The following is a 15,984-nucleotide window of genomic DNA, read 5'->3' as shown; positions in this document are numbered from 1 at the left end:
GAATTAGAAAATCATTAAGATACTTTTTATAATCACCAACCCAGTGTGATCACTTAACGTTTTCTGAACGTCTTCTTAAAGAAAATATTGGATGTTATAGATGTCGCTATTTTTACTCGTTGATCATGCTGAGAACAAAGTATTGGATTTCGTTATTGAGTTGCTCTTTGCTGATGTCGATCGCTGGCAACATTCACGGTGTTCGCTCTGCTCAAGGGGCATCTCTGGTGAATAACTTGGTGATTCCGGGAGAAAGCACCGACCTCGCAGCAGGGAGTGGAGCCAACGCCAATCGGCTAGGCGGCTTCTTTTCAGACTTGTATTACGATCGCTATCAAAACCTTTACTACGGACTCGTCGATCGCGGCCCTGGCGGCGGCACGATTTCTTATAACACCAGAGTTGAAAAGTTTTCGCTGGATGTTGATGCCAAGACAGGCGCGATCGCAGGCTTCAAACTTCTCGACACTATCTTGCTCACTAATGCGGGTAGCAATTACAACGGCTTGAATCCAAAACTATTGAATGGTGATGCTAGCAAGTTGGGCTTGAGTCTCGATCCAGAAGGCTTTGCGATCGCACCAAATGGCAATTTCTACATCGCTGACGAATATGGCCCTTCGATTAACGAATTTAGTGCGAACGGTTCATTAGTTCGATCGTTTGCCACACCCAGCAATCTGCTGCCTAAAGATGCAACTGGGCTAAATTTTGTGGCTGGTCGCCCGACTTTGATTAGCGGTCGTCAAGACAATCGCGGCTTTGAAGGCGTGACTTTGAGTCCTGATGGCTCAAAGCTATTTGCGCTGCTGCAAGGCCCACTCGTGAATGAGGGAGGCACCCCAGCCAGCCCCGATGGTCGCCGCAGTCGAAATTTGCGACTCGTAGAATTTGACACAAAAACCGGGAAAAACACCGGACAGTATATTTATCAGCTAGAAGACATCAGCACGATTAACGATCGCATTCCTGGCACCGCCGATGACTTTACGGCGACTCAGCAGGGGCGCAATATTGGCATTAGTGCGATTACCGCCCTCAACAACAGCGAGTTTCTGGTTTTAGAACGGGATAACCGGGGCGTTGGCGTTGATGACCCAGCGGGCACTAACCCGATCGGCAGCAAACGGGTTTATAAAATCAGCCTGAATGGGGCAACTAATGTGAGTGATACCAGTCTGGCTGGCACGAATGCGCTTCCGGTGGGCATCAATGCCGTCAGCAAATCGCTCTTTTTAGACATTGCTGATGCGCTCAAAGCATCAGGTCAAAAAATCCCCGAAAAGCTAGAAGGGCTGGCGATCGGGCCTCAGCTAACAGATGGCTCTTATGCACTGCTGATTGGCACCGATAACGACTTTAGCGTCACCCAAAACGGCAGTAACGTTCAGTTTGATGTGTGTACCAATGGTATCTCGATTCCGTTGGGAAGCGGTTGCCCAGCCGGATCAACGCTAATTCCGACTTATCTCTACTCATTTAAAGCAAGCGGTGCAGAGTTAAAAGGCTTTGTGCCTCCAGCTAAAGTTCCCGAACCTGCATCAGCGATCGGGCTTGCACTAATCGCAGTCGGTGCATTTGGACTCAAACGCAAACAGACAGCGCAGTAGCCATTCTCATTTCGATCTCCTGTTCCCTCTCCTGCGGGAGAGGGCTAGGGTGAGGGCAAATTTAGCGCGTTCAACTGGTATAGACTGGCTATACCTTATTTTAGAAGCCCCCGGTTTTATGGCTAACCAGTTGCGGCAGCGCCTCAGATCGTTGGTGTTATTCTGTCTGTGCTGCATTTTGGCAGTGAGTTGCAATCACTCTACGCTAGATTCACCCAACCTCAACAGTGGACGAATTACGCTAGGCACAACTGCGACAGTGAGCACGATCGACCCCGCAGATGCTTACAATATCTTTTCTGGCAATTTGCTCTATAACTTGGGCGATCGGCTCTATACCTATAAGCTGGGCACTAGCGAACTTGAACCTCAACTGGCAACGGCTCTGCCGATCGTCAGCAAGGATGGATTAACGTATAAAATTCCTTTACGTCGCGGTGTTGTGTTTCATGACGGGGCTGCGTTTAATGCCAAAGCGATGACGTTTTCGCTTCAGCGATTTATTCAAAATGGCGGCGCACCCTCGTTCTTGATTTCTGATAGTGTTGACTCGATTACGCCATCGGCAGACTATGAGCTAACGATCAAACTCAAAAAGCCGTTTGCCGCATTTCCTTCACTGTTGGCGTTTTCGGGTGCGTGTGCGGTTTCTCCAAACGCTTATGAAATCAAAGAAGGGTCGTTTAAGTCGGATCAATTTGTGGGCACAGGTGCTTACAAACTGGTGAGATATGGCACCGACTCAATGCAGTTAGAAGCGTTCGATCGCTATTGGGGCAAAAAACCCGCTAACAAGGGCGTTGATATTCAATTTTTCTCCAGTCCTGCCAATCTGTTTAACGCCTTTCGGACTGGCGCGATCGACGTTGCTTATCAAAGCCTCGCGTTAGATCAAATTCGGGCGTTGCAGGAGAAAAAAGCAAGTGCAGGCTGGCAGATTATTGAGGAATCTGGGAGCGGCATTAATTATCTCACCTTAAATATCAATTCGCCGCCATTGGATAAGTTAGAAGTGCGGCAAGCGATCGCGTCCATCATTGATCGTCCGCTTCTACAAAGTCGCGTGTTTCAAGGACAGATTGAACCACTTTATAGTTTGATTCCGGCAACGTTAGCGGTGCAGAAACCTGTGTTTGAAGTCTATGGTGATCGCAACGTCAACAAAGCGACAGAGCTTTTGCAAAAAGTAGGCTATTCAGTCCAGAATCCTCTCAAAGTTGAGCTTTGGTATCGTTCTAATTTAAGCAACGATCAGATGGCAGCGTTAACGCTAAGAGCGATTGTTCAAAAAGAGCTTGGTGGATTGATGCAAATCGACTTAAACAGCATTGAATCTACCGCAGCTTATAAAAACTTAGACAAAGGCGTTTATCCCATTTTCTTATTAGACTGGACTCCTGATTTTCTTGACGCAGATAACTACATTTATCCGTTTCTAGAATGCTCTAAAGGTAGTGTGAAAGCGGGATGCGAAGAAGGACAGAGTTTTGCTCAAGGGTCATTTTACTATAGCGATCGAGCCAATCAGTTAATCGATCGCAGTCGTCAAGAACTCAACCCCGAAACTCGCAAAAAGATCTTTGCTGAATTGCAAGAGGTCTCGGCTCAAGATGTTCCATTTATTCCCCTTTGGCAAAACAAAGATTATCTATTCGCTCAAAAAGGAATTCAAGGCGCTCATTTAGAAGTGACTCAAAAAGTTCCCTTTGGGGAAATGCGTAAGTCCTAAATCAGGAAGACTTGAATCAAAAGCCGATCGCAACTGCCAAACTAAAAGACAATCATTAAACGTCTCTTTTTGAACTGACCCATGTCTCGATCGAGTTCTCTGCGTTACTACATTTTGTCGCGGGTCTTGCTTGCCCCTGTAATGCTGTGGCTGATCACAAGCCTGGTTTTCTTGCTGCTGCGAGCCACGCCCGGAGACCCGATCGATGCGCTGTTAGGCCCGCGTGCCCCCGAAGCCGCAAAGGAAGCTTTACGCGCTCAGTTGGGCTTGGGAAAGCCACTATTTTTGCAATATCTCGACTATATGGGCGCTTTGCTGCGTCTAGATTTAGGTAAATCACTCACCAGTAAGGAATCGGTGTGGGAGATTATTGGCAAGTTTTTTCCGGCAACGGTTGAACTGGCGATCGTCAGCATGGCGATCGCGCTGATCGTTGGCATTGGCGTTGGCGTAATTTCTGCCTCTCGCCCCAATAGCGCGATCGATGTCGGCGGTCGGTTGTTTGGCATTATCACTTATTCCATTCCGCTATTCTGGCTAGGAATGCTGTTGCAGTTAATTTTTTCAGTGCAACTCGGTTGGTTCCCGTTGGGCACCCGCTTCCCAGTCACGGTTCCTGCACCTCAAGGCATTACCGGACTGTATACGATCGATAGCCTTCTCAAGGGCAATCTCAATCAGTTCTTCATCGCCTTATACTATCTGGCGCTGCCCTCACTCACACTGGGAGTTTTAGTCAGTGGCATCTTCGAGCGTATTGTGCGCGTTAATCTCAAGCAAACGCTCCAAGCCGACTATGTAGAAGCTGCCAGAGCCAGAGGCATCCCCGAACGAAAAATCCTTGTTAATCATGCGCTTAAGAATGCGATGATTCCAGTGATTACAATCTTGGGGTTAACGCTAGCGTCAATGCTAGGTGGCGCAATTTTGACAGAAGTTACATTCTCGTGGCCCGGACTCGCTAACCGCTTATATCGCGCGATCGCGCAGCGTGACTATCCCACCGTGCAGGGAATTGTTGTATTTTTTGCAGCGATCGTGGCGTTGTCAAGCATCGCGATCGACGTAATCAACGCCTACATCGATCCCCGCATTCGATACTAAATAGCGGATGAACAATCTGTTAGATCACTCATCCGCTAACTCTGTTAATCAATGCGTTGCTAACGCTGGTTTATCGATTGTTAACGCCACCAGGTAGACACTCTACCGGAATCGGATTTGCACTAGACCGCGGAATCGGATTTGCACTAGACCGATCTGGAGTAGAATAAGCGCGGTTGAATGAAGCTCCCCGATCTGCACTATACGCCTGTAAATTCAGGTTCGATTCTCCGCCAGACGTGCCCGCCGGCCCGTTGCTGCGAAACGGAATTGCTGCATTGGGGTTTCTAGCCGAAAACTGACCATCACGGCTCATTCCATAGGAGTTGTAGCTGTTAGATGAGTTGTCCGATTGATTCATCGCATTTGAGCGATTTTGAGGAACCGTTGCAGTGTCATAGCTCGACTGACCTGAATTATTCATTGGGCCACCAATACCCCCATTGACATAAGCCGAGCAATCTACCGATCGGTTATTGGGGTTGACTTGAGCGAAAGCAGGTAGCCCAGAAAAGGCAGCGAGTCCGGTCGCACCTAGCAGAGCAATCATGCGCTTGATTAAACGATCGTGACTGAATGAGTTCATGAAATACGCTCCAAAAAATGTAGCTTTATATACCTTTCAAACTTTAGGAGACGAGCATGATTGTGTTCTCTGTCATTAGGAGTTGATGGAGTTCTGTCTAGGGTGAGATTTGAGCAGAGGTCTTAAAAGAACGTATAGATTCTGAAATTCGCTCCCACGCCAGATACAGAATGAGCGCTTTAACGCTAGAGTATGGTTTTCTGTAACCACACTAAAATTGTTCTAGAAGCGTTGATCAGGAACGAAATAGCGCTACTTTCTTAATCGTAAACTGGAGGCTGATTATGCTGGAGTTATATCAATTTGAGATGTCTCACTACGCTGAAAAAGTTCGGCTGATTTTAGACTATAAGGGTCTGGAATATCGCAAGATTGAAGTCACTCCCGGCGTTGGACAAATTGAGCTTTATCAACTGTCTGGACAACGACAGGTGCCCGTCCTCAAAGATGGCAGCGAGATTATTGCAGACTCAACGGCGATCGCAGAATATCTAGACAAAAAATATCCCGAAAAGCCGATCATTCCCTCTGAGCCAAAACAGAAGGGGTTATGTTTGCTGATCGAGCAATGGGCAGACGAATCGATCGGCCTCAATGCTCGTAAAGGGTTAATTGGCTCGATCGGCTCTAATCAAAATTTCCGCACGGCTTTGCTGCCCAACTCGGTTCCTGATGTCTTTAAGAACCTGGTGGGTGCCATTCCCCAAGAGCTATTTGGCTTTCTGGGTATGGGCATGGGAGCCGATGCCGTTAAAGATGCTCAAGCTGCTCTCAAGCGTGACTTAACGGCCCTCTGCTTCATTCTGCTGGAGCAACCCTATTTGCTGGGAGATACGCCAACGCTGGCAGACTTTGCCGTCGCAGGTTTAACGATGTATGTCAAATTTCCCACGGGTTCTTATTTGAATATCCCTGAGGCGCTCAAAGGTCAAGGCATTTCTGGAATCGCAGACGTTGGCACGTTTGAGCCGTTCTTCACTTGGCGCGACAAGCTCTATGCTGACTTCCGCAAGTCTTCGCCGTTTGCAACTCCATCGGGTTCTTCACCGACCTCGATCGATATTGACTAGTGAGTTATTTTGTGGGATGGGCATCTTGCCTGTCCCACTGATTCACCTGCTTAGAATTATTTAGCTCTTGTTCAAATACTGATCAACTTTCTGCCAAACTTCTTGAATATCGAGATCTAGCCAACCTTGAACAATGACAAAAAAGTGGCTGCTTTCAGGGCTAAATACTTTCTCAACATCCCAAGATTCAAAGGTTTCTTTATACCAAACAGAATCATCGTTTGTGTAAATGGGGTCTGTGACTTCAATGTGATATTTGTCGAATCGGTTTGTCTCTTCTAAGAAAATATAATAAAGACCGTATTCTGTCCACGGCGTGCAGACTGATAGATAAGATCTCCAGCTTAATAACTGATGACGAAGCGTTGATTTTTTGGGTAAAAATGTAGTTAGAAACTTCAAAGCAACGACTTTCAGATCTCTTCGTCTGAGTGGGAATTTTGTCTTATGGTAAACCTGCGTCAAATAGGTTTGCAATTCCAGCATTGCTTGCTTACTTAGCACGGCTGGAGTCACGTTGTGCAATAGTTCGCGGCTCCTGGCAGTCATTTTGAGGACTTCTTCTGCCCAGCCGTACCAATCATGATGAGTGTGCGTTTGATGAATGTAACAAACTGCCCGTCCGTCTTTAATTAAATCTTCAAAGTAGACAGGTTTTGTACAGATCACATCTGCATCTAGCGTGAGGTAAAAATCGGTTTCTATTTTGTCCGCGATCGCAATCTTAATAATCTGCTGCTTAAACCACCCTGGCACCGATTTAAAAATGCTAAATCGATTGGACGATCGAAAGATTTTGAACTCAGGCACCAAGCTCGATTCTGGAATCACACAATATTGCTCGTCTGAAATCAGCGACTTAATTTGCTCGAATTCATGATCAGGAGTAACAATCCAGCATTTGCCCAAATCTTTGAAGAAAAGCTTTAAGGATGTGTGCAAAATCTCAAATCTTGGATAATCCTTGAGCGTCAGAGGAATTACGGCATCTAATTTCCGATCGTTCACAATCAAACCCCTCAAATATTGGTCTTCATGCACCTAGCTACACCATTTGGATTTGCGATCGTTTTTCCCAAGTTGGTATCAAGAGAGCATTCTGGGTCAATCTTTACACGAGCACAATGAAGTTATGGTGAAGCATCATCGGGTTTATGTAAATTCACAGGTTACACTTGGGGGAATCGAAACGGGTGTCAATTTTGATCTTCTCAAACCCTGCTTTCGTCAAGATAACTTCCAACTGTTGAGTGGCGTTGTTGCTTGCGGCTTTCAAAATTTTACTCTCGCAGGCTTCCTTGCGGATGACATCGATCGCCTGACGTTGAACCTTCTCATACTCTTCCGCTCCCGCTTTTGCCCCAAAATATTCGCGGTAGCTTGCCAGGGTTGACGAGCGATCGAGATCGAGATTGACCGCAACAATATGAGCAGCGGGAAGCGAGATGCGAATAGAGTGTTGACTAGAGTCGAATTCTAATACTTCTAACTTTGTCAGATCTAACCCTGCCTGCACTTTGCCGACTCCTTCATAAACAAGATGAGTCTTTCCAACTGGAAAATATTTCAGTTTCTTTGTTGTTTCCTCCAAAGTCACTGCCACTTTGCCATCTACAGTAGCTGTAACAAACTCACTGGCATCTTGAACCCCACTAAAAATCAGGTTTCTAACCCAAGTTTTATCAATAGAAACAGGCTTGGCAAAAACAAACCAGAGCACCATAATGGCAACTAACGCGCTAACCCCAATTAGCCCAATTTGTCTGTTGAGTTTATTAGCCGTCGATTGGATAGCAGTCTGGAAAAGATTGGCTGTGTTCACTAAAGTTTCTCCTGGCGCTCTCAAGGATCGTGAATTAAATAAAGCAGAAATCTGTGTAAGGGCATGGCGCTGTCGTGCCCATTGACGTTACAAGTAACCGACATTACTTAAGCCACGATCCTAAGCGACAAATCTCTACTAGGGTTCACAAAAACTGAAAATGCGTCTCGTGGAACGAAGATTTCGCAACCATTTTATCGCCCTGTGTTCAAAAAATATTACTTCTGTTCTGCGATCGCTCACATTCTCAAATATAGAACGCTTGTATTGACCTCCTAAAATCGCGGTACGATAAACCAGAAGGTCGATCGAGGCTCGTCATGAATCCAGAAAAGCCGTTAGGTTCCGTGATCCAAGGTTCGTTGAGCCAAGGGTTAGAAGTGCGCCTGCATCCCGATGTCTCGGTTGAAGAGATGCGAGTCGGGAAATTTTTGGTCGTGCAAGGGGTAAGATCGCGCTTTTTCTGCATGCTCACCGACGTGTCTCTGGGAACGAGCAGCCCCCGCATCGTGGCAAATCCTCCTGATCCGAGCAACACCTTCATGCAAGAAGTCCTCGCAGGCAGTGGGACTTATGGCACGATCGACCTCACGCCCATGCTGATGTTTACGCCCGAAGAGGCGATGAGCGAGGCGCAAGCCGCCAACAATGCTTCAAAGAAAAAATCAAAATCAAAAACCGCCGCCGCATCTTACGAACCCAACTCAAGCGCCAATATTGAACTGCTGCCCGTCAAGACAATTCCGAGCCACTTCAGTCAAGTGTTTGATGCCAGCGATCGAGACTTTCGTGCCGTCTTTGGCTGGGAAGATGACCCGACTCGGCGCAACTTTGCGATCGGACAACCGATCGATATGGAAGTGCCGATTTGCATTGACCTCGATCGCTTTGTCGAACGCAGTAACGGCGTGTTTGGCAAGTCAGGAACCGGGAAATCATTCCTAACGCGATTGCTATTGTCTGGCATTATTCGCAAACAGGCTGCTGTCAATCTGATCTTTGATATGCACTCTGAATATGGTTGGGAAGCCACCCGCGAAGGCAAGCATTTCAGCACTGTTAAAGGACTGCGGCAACTCTTCCCCGGACAGGTGCAAATCTTCACTCTCGATCCCGATTCGACCAAGCGCAGAGGCGTTCGCGATGCTCAAGAACTCTACATCGGCTATGACCAGCTTGAAGTCGAAGATCTGATGCTAGTGCGCGGAGAACTCAATCTCTCAGAAGCCAGCCTAGAAAACGCCGTCATTCTCCGCAACGAGTTTGGCAAAGCTTGGATCAATCGCCTCATGACGATGAGCAACGGCGAAATTCAAGAATTTTGCGAAACGAAAATGGGCAGCAAGTCATCGATCATGGCACTGCAACGCAAGCTAAATCGACTCGATGACCTGAAATATATTCGGAACAGTTGCCCTCACAACTACGTCGATCAAGTTCTGGAATGTTTAGAAAACGGCAAGCACGTCGTCGTAGAATTCGGCTCTCAGTCGAATCTGCTCTCTTATATGCTGGCAACAAATATCATTGCGCGGCGCATCCACCAGGCTTATGTCCGCAAAGCTGAGAAGTTTTTGCAAACTAAAAATGTCAGCGATCGTCCTCGTCAACTCGTGATCACGATCGAAGAAGCGCACCGCTTTCTCGACCCCGCCACCGTTGGACAGACCATTTTTGGCACGATCGCCCGTGAAATGCGGAAATATTTTGTGACGCTGCTTGTGGTTGATCAACGTCCGTCTGGCATCGATAACGAAGTCATGTCTCAAATTGGGACTCGCATCACCGCCCTGCTGAACGATGAGAAAGACATCGACGCAATTTTTACAGGGGTTTCGGGCGCTCAGAGTTTACGATCGGTGCTCTCAAAACTTGACTCTAAGCAGCAAGCTCTAATCCTCGGTCACGCCGTCCCGATGCCTGTGGTGATCCGCACTCGCCCCTACGACGAAACCTTTTACACCGAAATTGGAGATGTCGCCTGGGAAGAAATGCCCGACGACAAGGTTTTCAAGGCAGCAGAAGTGGCAAAGGCTGACTTGGGATTTTGAGACAACTCACCCTGTCTTGCTACGAACTGTAGGATTCATTCAATCAGCAACTCAGCAATGTCCGCGCTGCTTAACAATTGATTAGTTTTCAGCGGTATTCTTTGCACAAGCCCTTTAGTAATTGACTCTTTAACTGAACGACACACTTCTGTCATATCTCTCTTGTATCTCTACTAAAACTATTCGTATAGGAGAACGTAGCCAAACTGATTTTAATACCTTTCGCATCCTAACAAAGTTGATAAAACTCTTAATGGGTAAAGCTTAAAGAGCATTTCATGATTTTTTCATAATTTGTTCAGTCTTCCTCACTTCATAGCCCAAAAAGGTTCGGTTATCCTCAATTTATTACACTATTAAATCTGTGGTTGATCAGGCATTATAGATGAATTAGCCCAGTGTTTGCCCACTCACTATCTGACCTGCGTCCGACTTGGAGCAGGTTTAGAAGAGTTCCTGAAGCGAATCTCTCAAAACTCACCCAATTGAAGGACGGTTTTCCCCTTTACTCTAGACATTATTTGTAATAACATGTAGAAATCGAACTCGGACTGACTTCAAGTAAGCGATTCTCCCCTCATTGATTGTCACAGCCCCCAACCCTTCGGTTTGATCGTTCACCTGATCTCTTCATCAAGTGTCATTCTTTGATCGCTCTCTCAACGCCTCTGTATCCATACATCGAGAGATGAAAGTTTTTTCCACCCTAGCTAACCTGCGTAAGTGAGCTAGGGCACCCTCTTCAAGTTTCCACTGCCTTGCCCCACAGATTTTTATTCACGGAGTTCACTGCAACCATGGCTACTGCCAACTCTAAAGAAAAGACTACTAAGTCCCCCTTCACGGCAGATATGGTGCGGACTTACTTGCACGAAATTGGTCGTGTGCCCATGCTGACCCATGAGCAAGAGATCGTTTTGGGCAAGCAAGTGCAGCAAATGATGACGTTGCAGGAGAAAAAGGACGCTCTTGCCAAAAAGCTAGACCACGAGCCAACTCCTCAAGAGCTTGCTGATCACGTTGAGATCAGCGAAGCCGAGTTGACCAGCATTCTGCATCGGGGTCGTCGTGCCAAGCAAAAGATGATCGAAGCCAATTTGCGGCTGGTGGTGTCGATCGCTAAAAAATACCAGAAGCGCAATCTTGAGTTTTTAGATCTGATTCAAGAAGGATCTCTGGGTTTAGAGCGCGGCGTTGAAAAGTTTGACCCGACTCGCGGCTATAAGTTTTCGACCTACGCCTACTGGTGGATTCGTCAAGCGATCACTCGTGCGATCGCTCAACAAGCCCGCACGATTCGTCTGCCGATTCACATCACCGAAAAGCTGAACAAGATCAAGCGGGTGCAGCGTGAGCTATCTCAAAAGCTAGGTCGCAGCCCGTCGGCAACTGAGATCGCTCTAGAGCTTGAGCTTGAGCCAGAGCAGATTCGTGAGTTTTTGATCTTGTCTCGTCAGCCTGTCTCTCTTGATTTGCGCGTCGGTGACAATCAAGACACCGAGCTGCAAGACCTGCTTGAAGATGACGGGCCTTCGCCTGAAAGCTATATGACTCAAGAGTCGCTGCGAAATGACCTGAACACGCTTTTGACCGAGCTAACGCCTCAGCAGCGAGAAGTCTTAACCTTGCGCTATGGGTTAGATGACGGCTATGAGCTATCCCTTGCAAAAGTGGGCGAACGGCTTAACCTCAGTCGTGAGCGGGTACGTCAGCTAGAGCGGCAAGCGCTCGATCACCTGCGTCGTCGCAAAGCGAATGTGCGAGAGTATATCGCTAGCTAGTTGACCGATCGTTCTATTCGATACAGGTTTTAGTTATGCTTAATTGAGGGGGGAAGTTCGATCGAGCTTCCCCATTTTTAATGTGCATAAGTGGCAGCTTCCATCCGTATCTACCAATGAATAGATGTGCAGACGTTAACTTCTTATTACTATTTAAGGCAAGTGATTTGTTGGGTGCTTTCTGTGTGCTAGCTTAAAAATAAGTATTACGCAAATCAAAGTCTCTGTTAAGTTCTGGTAAATATTTCAGCGATTTATCAAGCTGAGTTAAAGCCGTCTAACAGTGGTCAGTATGTTCACTGGCACCGAGGGCAGTGAAACAAATCTGACAAGATGATTTGATAAGTCATAAGGAAAAGTTCACTACTGTCCCAGGCAATTCCCCTTCGCACTTGGGCTTTGCAGTAGCGCTCTCAAACTGACCTATATCTGCTGACTGAGTGAAGCACTGAAGAAATTTGTAATTTCTCTAAAGTGAGCAACTTCTCTTCTAGTCATTCGCTGGTTATTTTACGATCCCAGGATCGTTTTCAATAAATTTACATAAGTTTAATGTGAGGGCACACCGATGAAGCCGCAATTTTCTCCTTTATTTTCTTCAACCGTTGCACCTCTAAAAAATCTAACTCGGCTCGTTGCAGGTGCGTCATTTATGGTCGGGCTGCTATCGATCGGGCTACCCACACTCGCGTCTAGCGCTCAAGCCACTCCTCAAAAGCCAGCTAGCACGGCGGTCAATTCCTCCCCGCTGGTAGATGGGGTCTATCTTTACGGACAGTCTAGCCAGCCCAATCAGATCGGGAAAGCTTATTTTGTCTTTGAGGTGCGTCAAGGAAATGTAGTCGGCGCTTTGTTTATGCCCCGTTCTTCGTTTGATTGTGCCTATGGAACGTTTCAGCCCGATCGCGTTGCTCTAACAGTGGTTGACAGTTACGACAAATCAGAAAATCCTTACGCGATCGCCCTGGAGAGAACTGCCTCAGTTGCCACTCGCGGAAATCCTGCATTGAAGCAGATCAGTTTAGAAGGATTTGAGCCATTGACCACGCTGAGTGAGAACGATCGACGCATTCTCGATGTCTGCAAGCAAAACTATCAGCAACGCGTCTGGAAATAACCAAACGTCAGACTGAAACCTACTCTTTGAGGCTGAGTATGTCCGATATTTTGTGTCATATCGCTTCGGTTCAGTCCACCAGGAAATAAATTTCCGGCTCATAGCAAAAGTGCTCTGAAGAGCGCTGAATCAGAGTTTTAGTCCATTTCAATGGACTTCCACTATCAGCCCGGAACTTGAGTTCCGGGTGGGCTTCCGGGGTAACGAGTCCGACTGAATTTACAATCCTCCGAAACCTACTCTAAAGTTCGCGTTCGACTAGAATGACATTTTCGGTGACTTTCTCGAAGGTATCATCGTGGCTGATCACAAATAGCTGACGGAAGGTTTTGATGTTGGCGATCGCTTCGGCTAAACTCTCTCGTCTAGCTTTATCCATATTGGTGGTTGGCTCATCAAAGAAAGCAATATTGATATCCGCCAGCACCTTGAGCAACGCCAGCCGAACCGCCAACGCCGCACACATTTGTTCACCGCCAGAAAGATTGATCAAACGGCGAGGATGTGCTCCTTCTTGCACGACAATCTCATAGTCTCGCGTCCACTCTAGCGCCACATTTGGACGGTTGAGCAATTCTCGAAATAGCTTATCTGCCTCGCGAGAGATGTTTTGTACATAGCGTTCGGTAATGCGCGGCCCGGCATCTTTGTACGCCTTGCGCGCAAATTTGATGAAGCGTTCGACTTTCTGTTTGCGTTTTGCTTCCGTTTGGGCGTGATCTCGCTTTTCTTGGATCGCTTGCAGTTTTGAGATCTGGACTTCGTATTCCTCAAGGCGTTTGACTTTTTCGGGCAGTTGGGCAGTGAGTTGAGTTTGCTTGTCTCTCGCTTCTTGATAGGCAGTTTGCACGATCGCCACTCGCACTGGGTCAAACGTCTCTGCTAACTGCGCCTGCTGTGTGACAAGCTCTGTGCTGCGTTCCTGGTGTGCTTGCGTCTGCTCGATCACTTCTTCTAGCTGCTGTTTTCGACCTCGATAGCTGTTTGCAGACTGCTGATGTTCTAGATAAAGCTGATAGCTGGGACGATGTTCGTCACGTAAGATTTGCTGTTCACGAATCTGTTCGGCAAGATTCGCAAAGTCTGCGAGTTGGGTATCGACTTGGGCGATTGCGTTCTGAATCTCTAATAAAGCACTTTGAAGTTTGCGTTGCTGAACCTCTAAATTTGTCTGCTGCTGCAATTCTTGCTGTAATAACCGAGTTTTTCCACGGGGATCATTCAGGTCTTGAAGTTGCTCGTTGAGGTGCGCTAGTTGTTGCTTTAATTCTGGCTCGTGGGTGAGTTGGGTTTGACCGTTAAGAATCTGCGATCGCACTTCTTCAATTTCGGCAGCTAAGGCTTCTTCGGCATCTAGCTTAGTATCGAGGTTAAGGAACTGGATTTGCTGTTGACGTGCCGTTTGCAGTTGGGTTTGAACTTGTTGGAGGTGTTGCTTTAAGCGATCGGCAAGCAGTTGCTCAGATAAATCTTCTAAAATGCCTTGCAGGTCAGTCATTAGTTGACCTTGCAGTTTGGCTCCGCTGCCCAAAGTTGCCAATACTTCGGTCAAGTGAGGTGCCCACATTGGAGCCGCTTGCTGAAGCTCTTTGAGCCTGACGGTGGCGGATTGGAGGTGATGAGAGTAGATGCCTTCGCGGGTTTGAGCCTGGGTGACAATCTGCCGCAGGTCAGCCTCAAACTGAGTCGCAGCATCAATGCGGCTGAGTTGTTGCTGATAGCGCTGCTGCTGTGCTTCGAGTTGGGGAATCTTTTGAACGATCGCGCCAAATGCCTCTAGATCTTCGATTTCTTGCCCTAGCTGTTTGCGACGCGCTTCGAGTTGAGCCAGCCGTTTTTGATCGCGGCTAATCGTTTGTCGCCAGCTATGACAGGTTTGAAGCTGTTGATTAAGTTCTTGCTGCTGCTGGTCTAATTTAATTTGATGTTGAATTAAAGGCTCAAGGCGTTGAATTTCTGTTTCTATCTGCGATCGTCGTTCTAATTGCTGAGTGATGGTGGCGAATTTAGTTTGACGATCGCTTTCCTGTTTTACCAATCCTTGACGCTGTTGCATTAAAGACTGTTGCGTCCCGCGATTTTTCTCTAACTCCTGTAGCGTTGTTTCGGTTTGCAAAAAGGTTTGATAACTTGTGCGATGAGTCGTGCAAATCTCAACGGATTGTTCGGCTTGTTGAAACTCTAGCGTCAGGCGATCGACCTCTAGTTTTTTAGACTGAATTTGAGCCGATAATTTCTCTAACTCACGGGTCAACTGCTGCATCTGTGCGGCTTGGGTGCTGAGTTGGGCTTGCTCGGCTTGCAGTTCGTTAAAGCGCTGCTGACACTGAGCGAGTTCAGCGTTGAGTTCTGCAATTTCTTGGCGAATGGTTTGCTGTTTATCGGTGATGATTTCCCACTCCTCAAGCGCTTCGTCGTAGTGAGCGATCGTGCGTTCTAAACTCTCTGACTCAGATTTCGCATATTTTTCTAACGTCAGCATTTGCTGGTTTGCCTGACGATATTCTTCGACTTTGAGAATCGCGTCAAAAATCGGCTTACGTCTTTCGGCAGTTTGCAAAAAATCAGCGGTGAATGTGCCTTGAGGAACTCCGATCGTATTAGAAAACAGTTTGGCTAAATCAGTCCCCGATGCCACGCCCAAATGTTGTCTTAGCCAGGGCAACACTTCTTCTCGAATGCGGGTGTAGGCGAGCTTTTCTCCAAGCTGAGGGTCAAAAATCGTGTAGCCCAATCGAGTGCAGCGCTGAATCTTGTAGGTTCGCTGGTCGTGGCTGGAGATGAATACAACTGTTGCCTGGGCACTCGCCGTCCCGTTACGAATCAAATCTTCGACTTTATAGTCGCCTTTGTGGTCAAAAAGCACCCACGCGATCGCTTCTAAAATGCTCGTCTTTCCGGCACCATTTTCACCACAGATAGCGTTGGTGCCCGGTTGAAACGGGAAGTGGCGATCGCTGTGAGATTTGAAGTTTTTGAGGCTAACCGAGAGAATTTCCATGCCTTGATTGTAGAGTGTAGATCAGATGTTCTGACTACACTCTGAGTGAAATCTATCCACAAAAGATATCACTCCTGGCAAGGAATTAGAGTTTTATTAGACCTCCTGCACAA

11 protein-coding genes are annotated in these 15,984 nt (G+C 47.2%); 7 read left to right on the top strand and 4 right to left on the bottom strand.

The genetic code is table 11. The annotated features are described in order from the left end of the window. Positions 1 to 125: 125 nt before the first annotated feature. The 3 genes from BRW63_RS14485 to BRW63_RS14475 all read left to right on the top strand — a co-directional run bounded on the left by BRW63_RS14485 (position 126) and on the right by BRW63_RS14475 (position 4,443). The gene (locus tag BRW63_RS14485; protein WP_073072269.1) at positions 126 to 1,610 is read left to right on the top strand and encodes an esterase-like activity of phytase family protein; all 1,485 of its coding nucleotides are present in this window, start codon (positions 126 to 128) and stop codon (positions 1,608 to 1,610) included. 118 nt (positions 1,611 to 1,728) lie between these two features. Continuing rightward, entirely contained in the window at positions 1,729 to 3,339 is a 1,611-nt protein-coding gene (locus tag BRW63_RS14480) for an ABC transporter substrate-binding protein (RefSeq protein WP_073072268.1), read from the top strand. 81 nt (positions 3,340 to 3,420) lie between these two features. Further along, complete coding sequence (locus BRW63_RS14475; RefSeq protein WP_073072266.1) at positions 3,421 to 4,443, top strand: ABC transporter permease; 1,023 nt, start codon at positions 3,421 to 3,423, stop codon at positions 4,441 to 4,443. A gap of 70 nt (positions 4,444 to 4,513) precedes the next feature. Here BRW63_RS14475 and BRW63_RS14470 read toward each other — a convergent pair whose 3' ends face one another. Further along, on the bottom strand, positions 4,514 to 5,029 hold the full coding sequence (locus tag BRW63_RS14470; protein WP_073072264.1) for a hypothetical protein: 516 nt from the start codon (positions 5,027 to 5,029) through the stop codon (positions 4,514 to 4,516). Between the two features lie 284 nt (positions 5,030 to 5,313). Here BRW63_RS14470 and BRW63_RS14465 point away from each other — a divergent pair, with 284 nt between their 5' ends. After that, on the top strand, positions 5,314 to 6,099 hold the full coding sequence (locus BRW63_RS14465) for a glutathione S-transferase family protein (protein WP_073072262.1): 786 nt from the start codon (positions 5,314 to 5,316) through the stop codon (positions 6,097 to 6,099). Positions 6,100 to 6,159: 60 nt separating this feature from the next. Here the strand turns inward: BRW63_RS14465 and BRW63_RS14460 are convergent, their stop codons facing one another. Then, complete coding sequence (locus tag BRW63_RS14460) at positions 6,160 to 7,107, bottom strand: DUF6492 family protein (protein ID WP_073072260.1); 948 nt, start codon at positions 7,105 to 7,107, stop codon at positions 6,160 to 6,162. Positions 7,108 to 7,261: 154 nt separating this feature from the next. After that, on the bottom strand, positions 7,262 to 7,921 hold the full coding sequence (locus BRW63_RS14455; protein WP_073072259.1) for a DUF4230 domain-containing protein: 660 nt from the start codon (positions 7,919 to 7,921) through the stop codon (positions 7,262 to 7,264). 320 nt (positions 7,922 to 8,241) lie between these two features. Between BRW63_RS14455 and BRW63_RS14450 the strand changes: the two genes are divergently transcribed. The 3 genes from BRW63_RS14450 (at position 8,242) to BRW63_RS14440 (ending at position 12,870) form a co-directional block, all read left to right on the top strand. Next, positions 8,242 to 9,972 carry a helicase HerA domain-containing protein gene (locus BRW63_RS14450; protein ID WP_073072257.1) on the top strand — a complete coding sequence of 577 codons (1,731 nt, stop codon included), beginning with the start codon at positions 8,242 to 8,244 and terminating at the stop codon, positions 9,970 to 9,972. Between the two features lie 797 nt (positions 9,973 to 10,769). After that, a complete protein-coding gene (locus BRW63_RS14445) occupies positions 10,770 to 11,753 on the top strand; it encodes an RNA polymerase sigma factor, RpoD/SigA family (protein WP_073072255.1) in 984 nt (327 codons plus the stop codon). Between the two features lie 568 nt (positions 11,754 to 12,321). Continuing rightward, positions 12,322 to 12,870, top strand: a complete 549-nt coding sequence (locus tag BRW63_RS14440) for a hypothetical protein (RefSeq protein ID WP_083582948.1) — start codon at positions 12,322 to 12,324, stop codon at positions 12,868 to 12,870. Positions 12,871 to 13,111: 241 nt separating this feature from the next. Here BRW63_RS14440 and BRW63_RS14435 read toward each other — a convergent pair whose 3' ends face one another. Continuing rightward, positions 13,112 to 15,871, bottom strand: a complete 2,760-nt coding sequence (locus BRW63_RS14435; protein WP_073072254.1) for an AAA family ATPase — start codon at positions 15,869 to 15,871, stop codon at positions 13,112 to 13,114. Positions 15,872 to 15,984 lie beyond the last annotated feature (113 nt).

The sequence above is a fragment of the Phormidesmis priestleyi ULC007 genome (genome assembly GCF_001895925.1).
Taxonomy (GTDB): Bacteria; Cyanobacteriota; Cyanobacteriia; order Leptolyngbyales; family Leptolyngbyaceae; genus Phormidesmis_A; species Phormidesmis_A priestleyi_A.
Note: the sequence above shows the minus strand (reverse complement) of the source record. Positions and strands in the feature narration are given on the sequence as shown.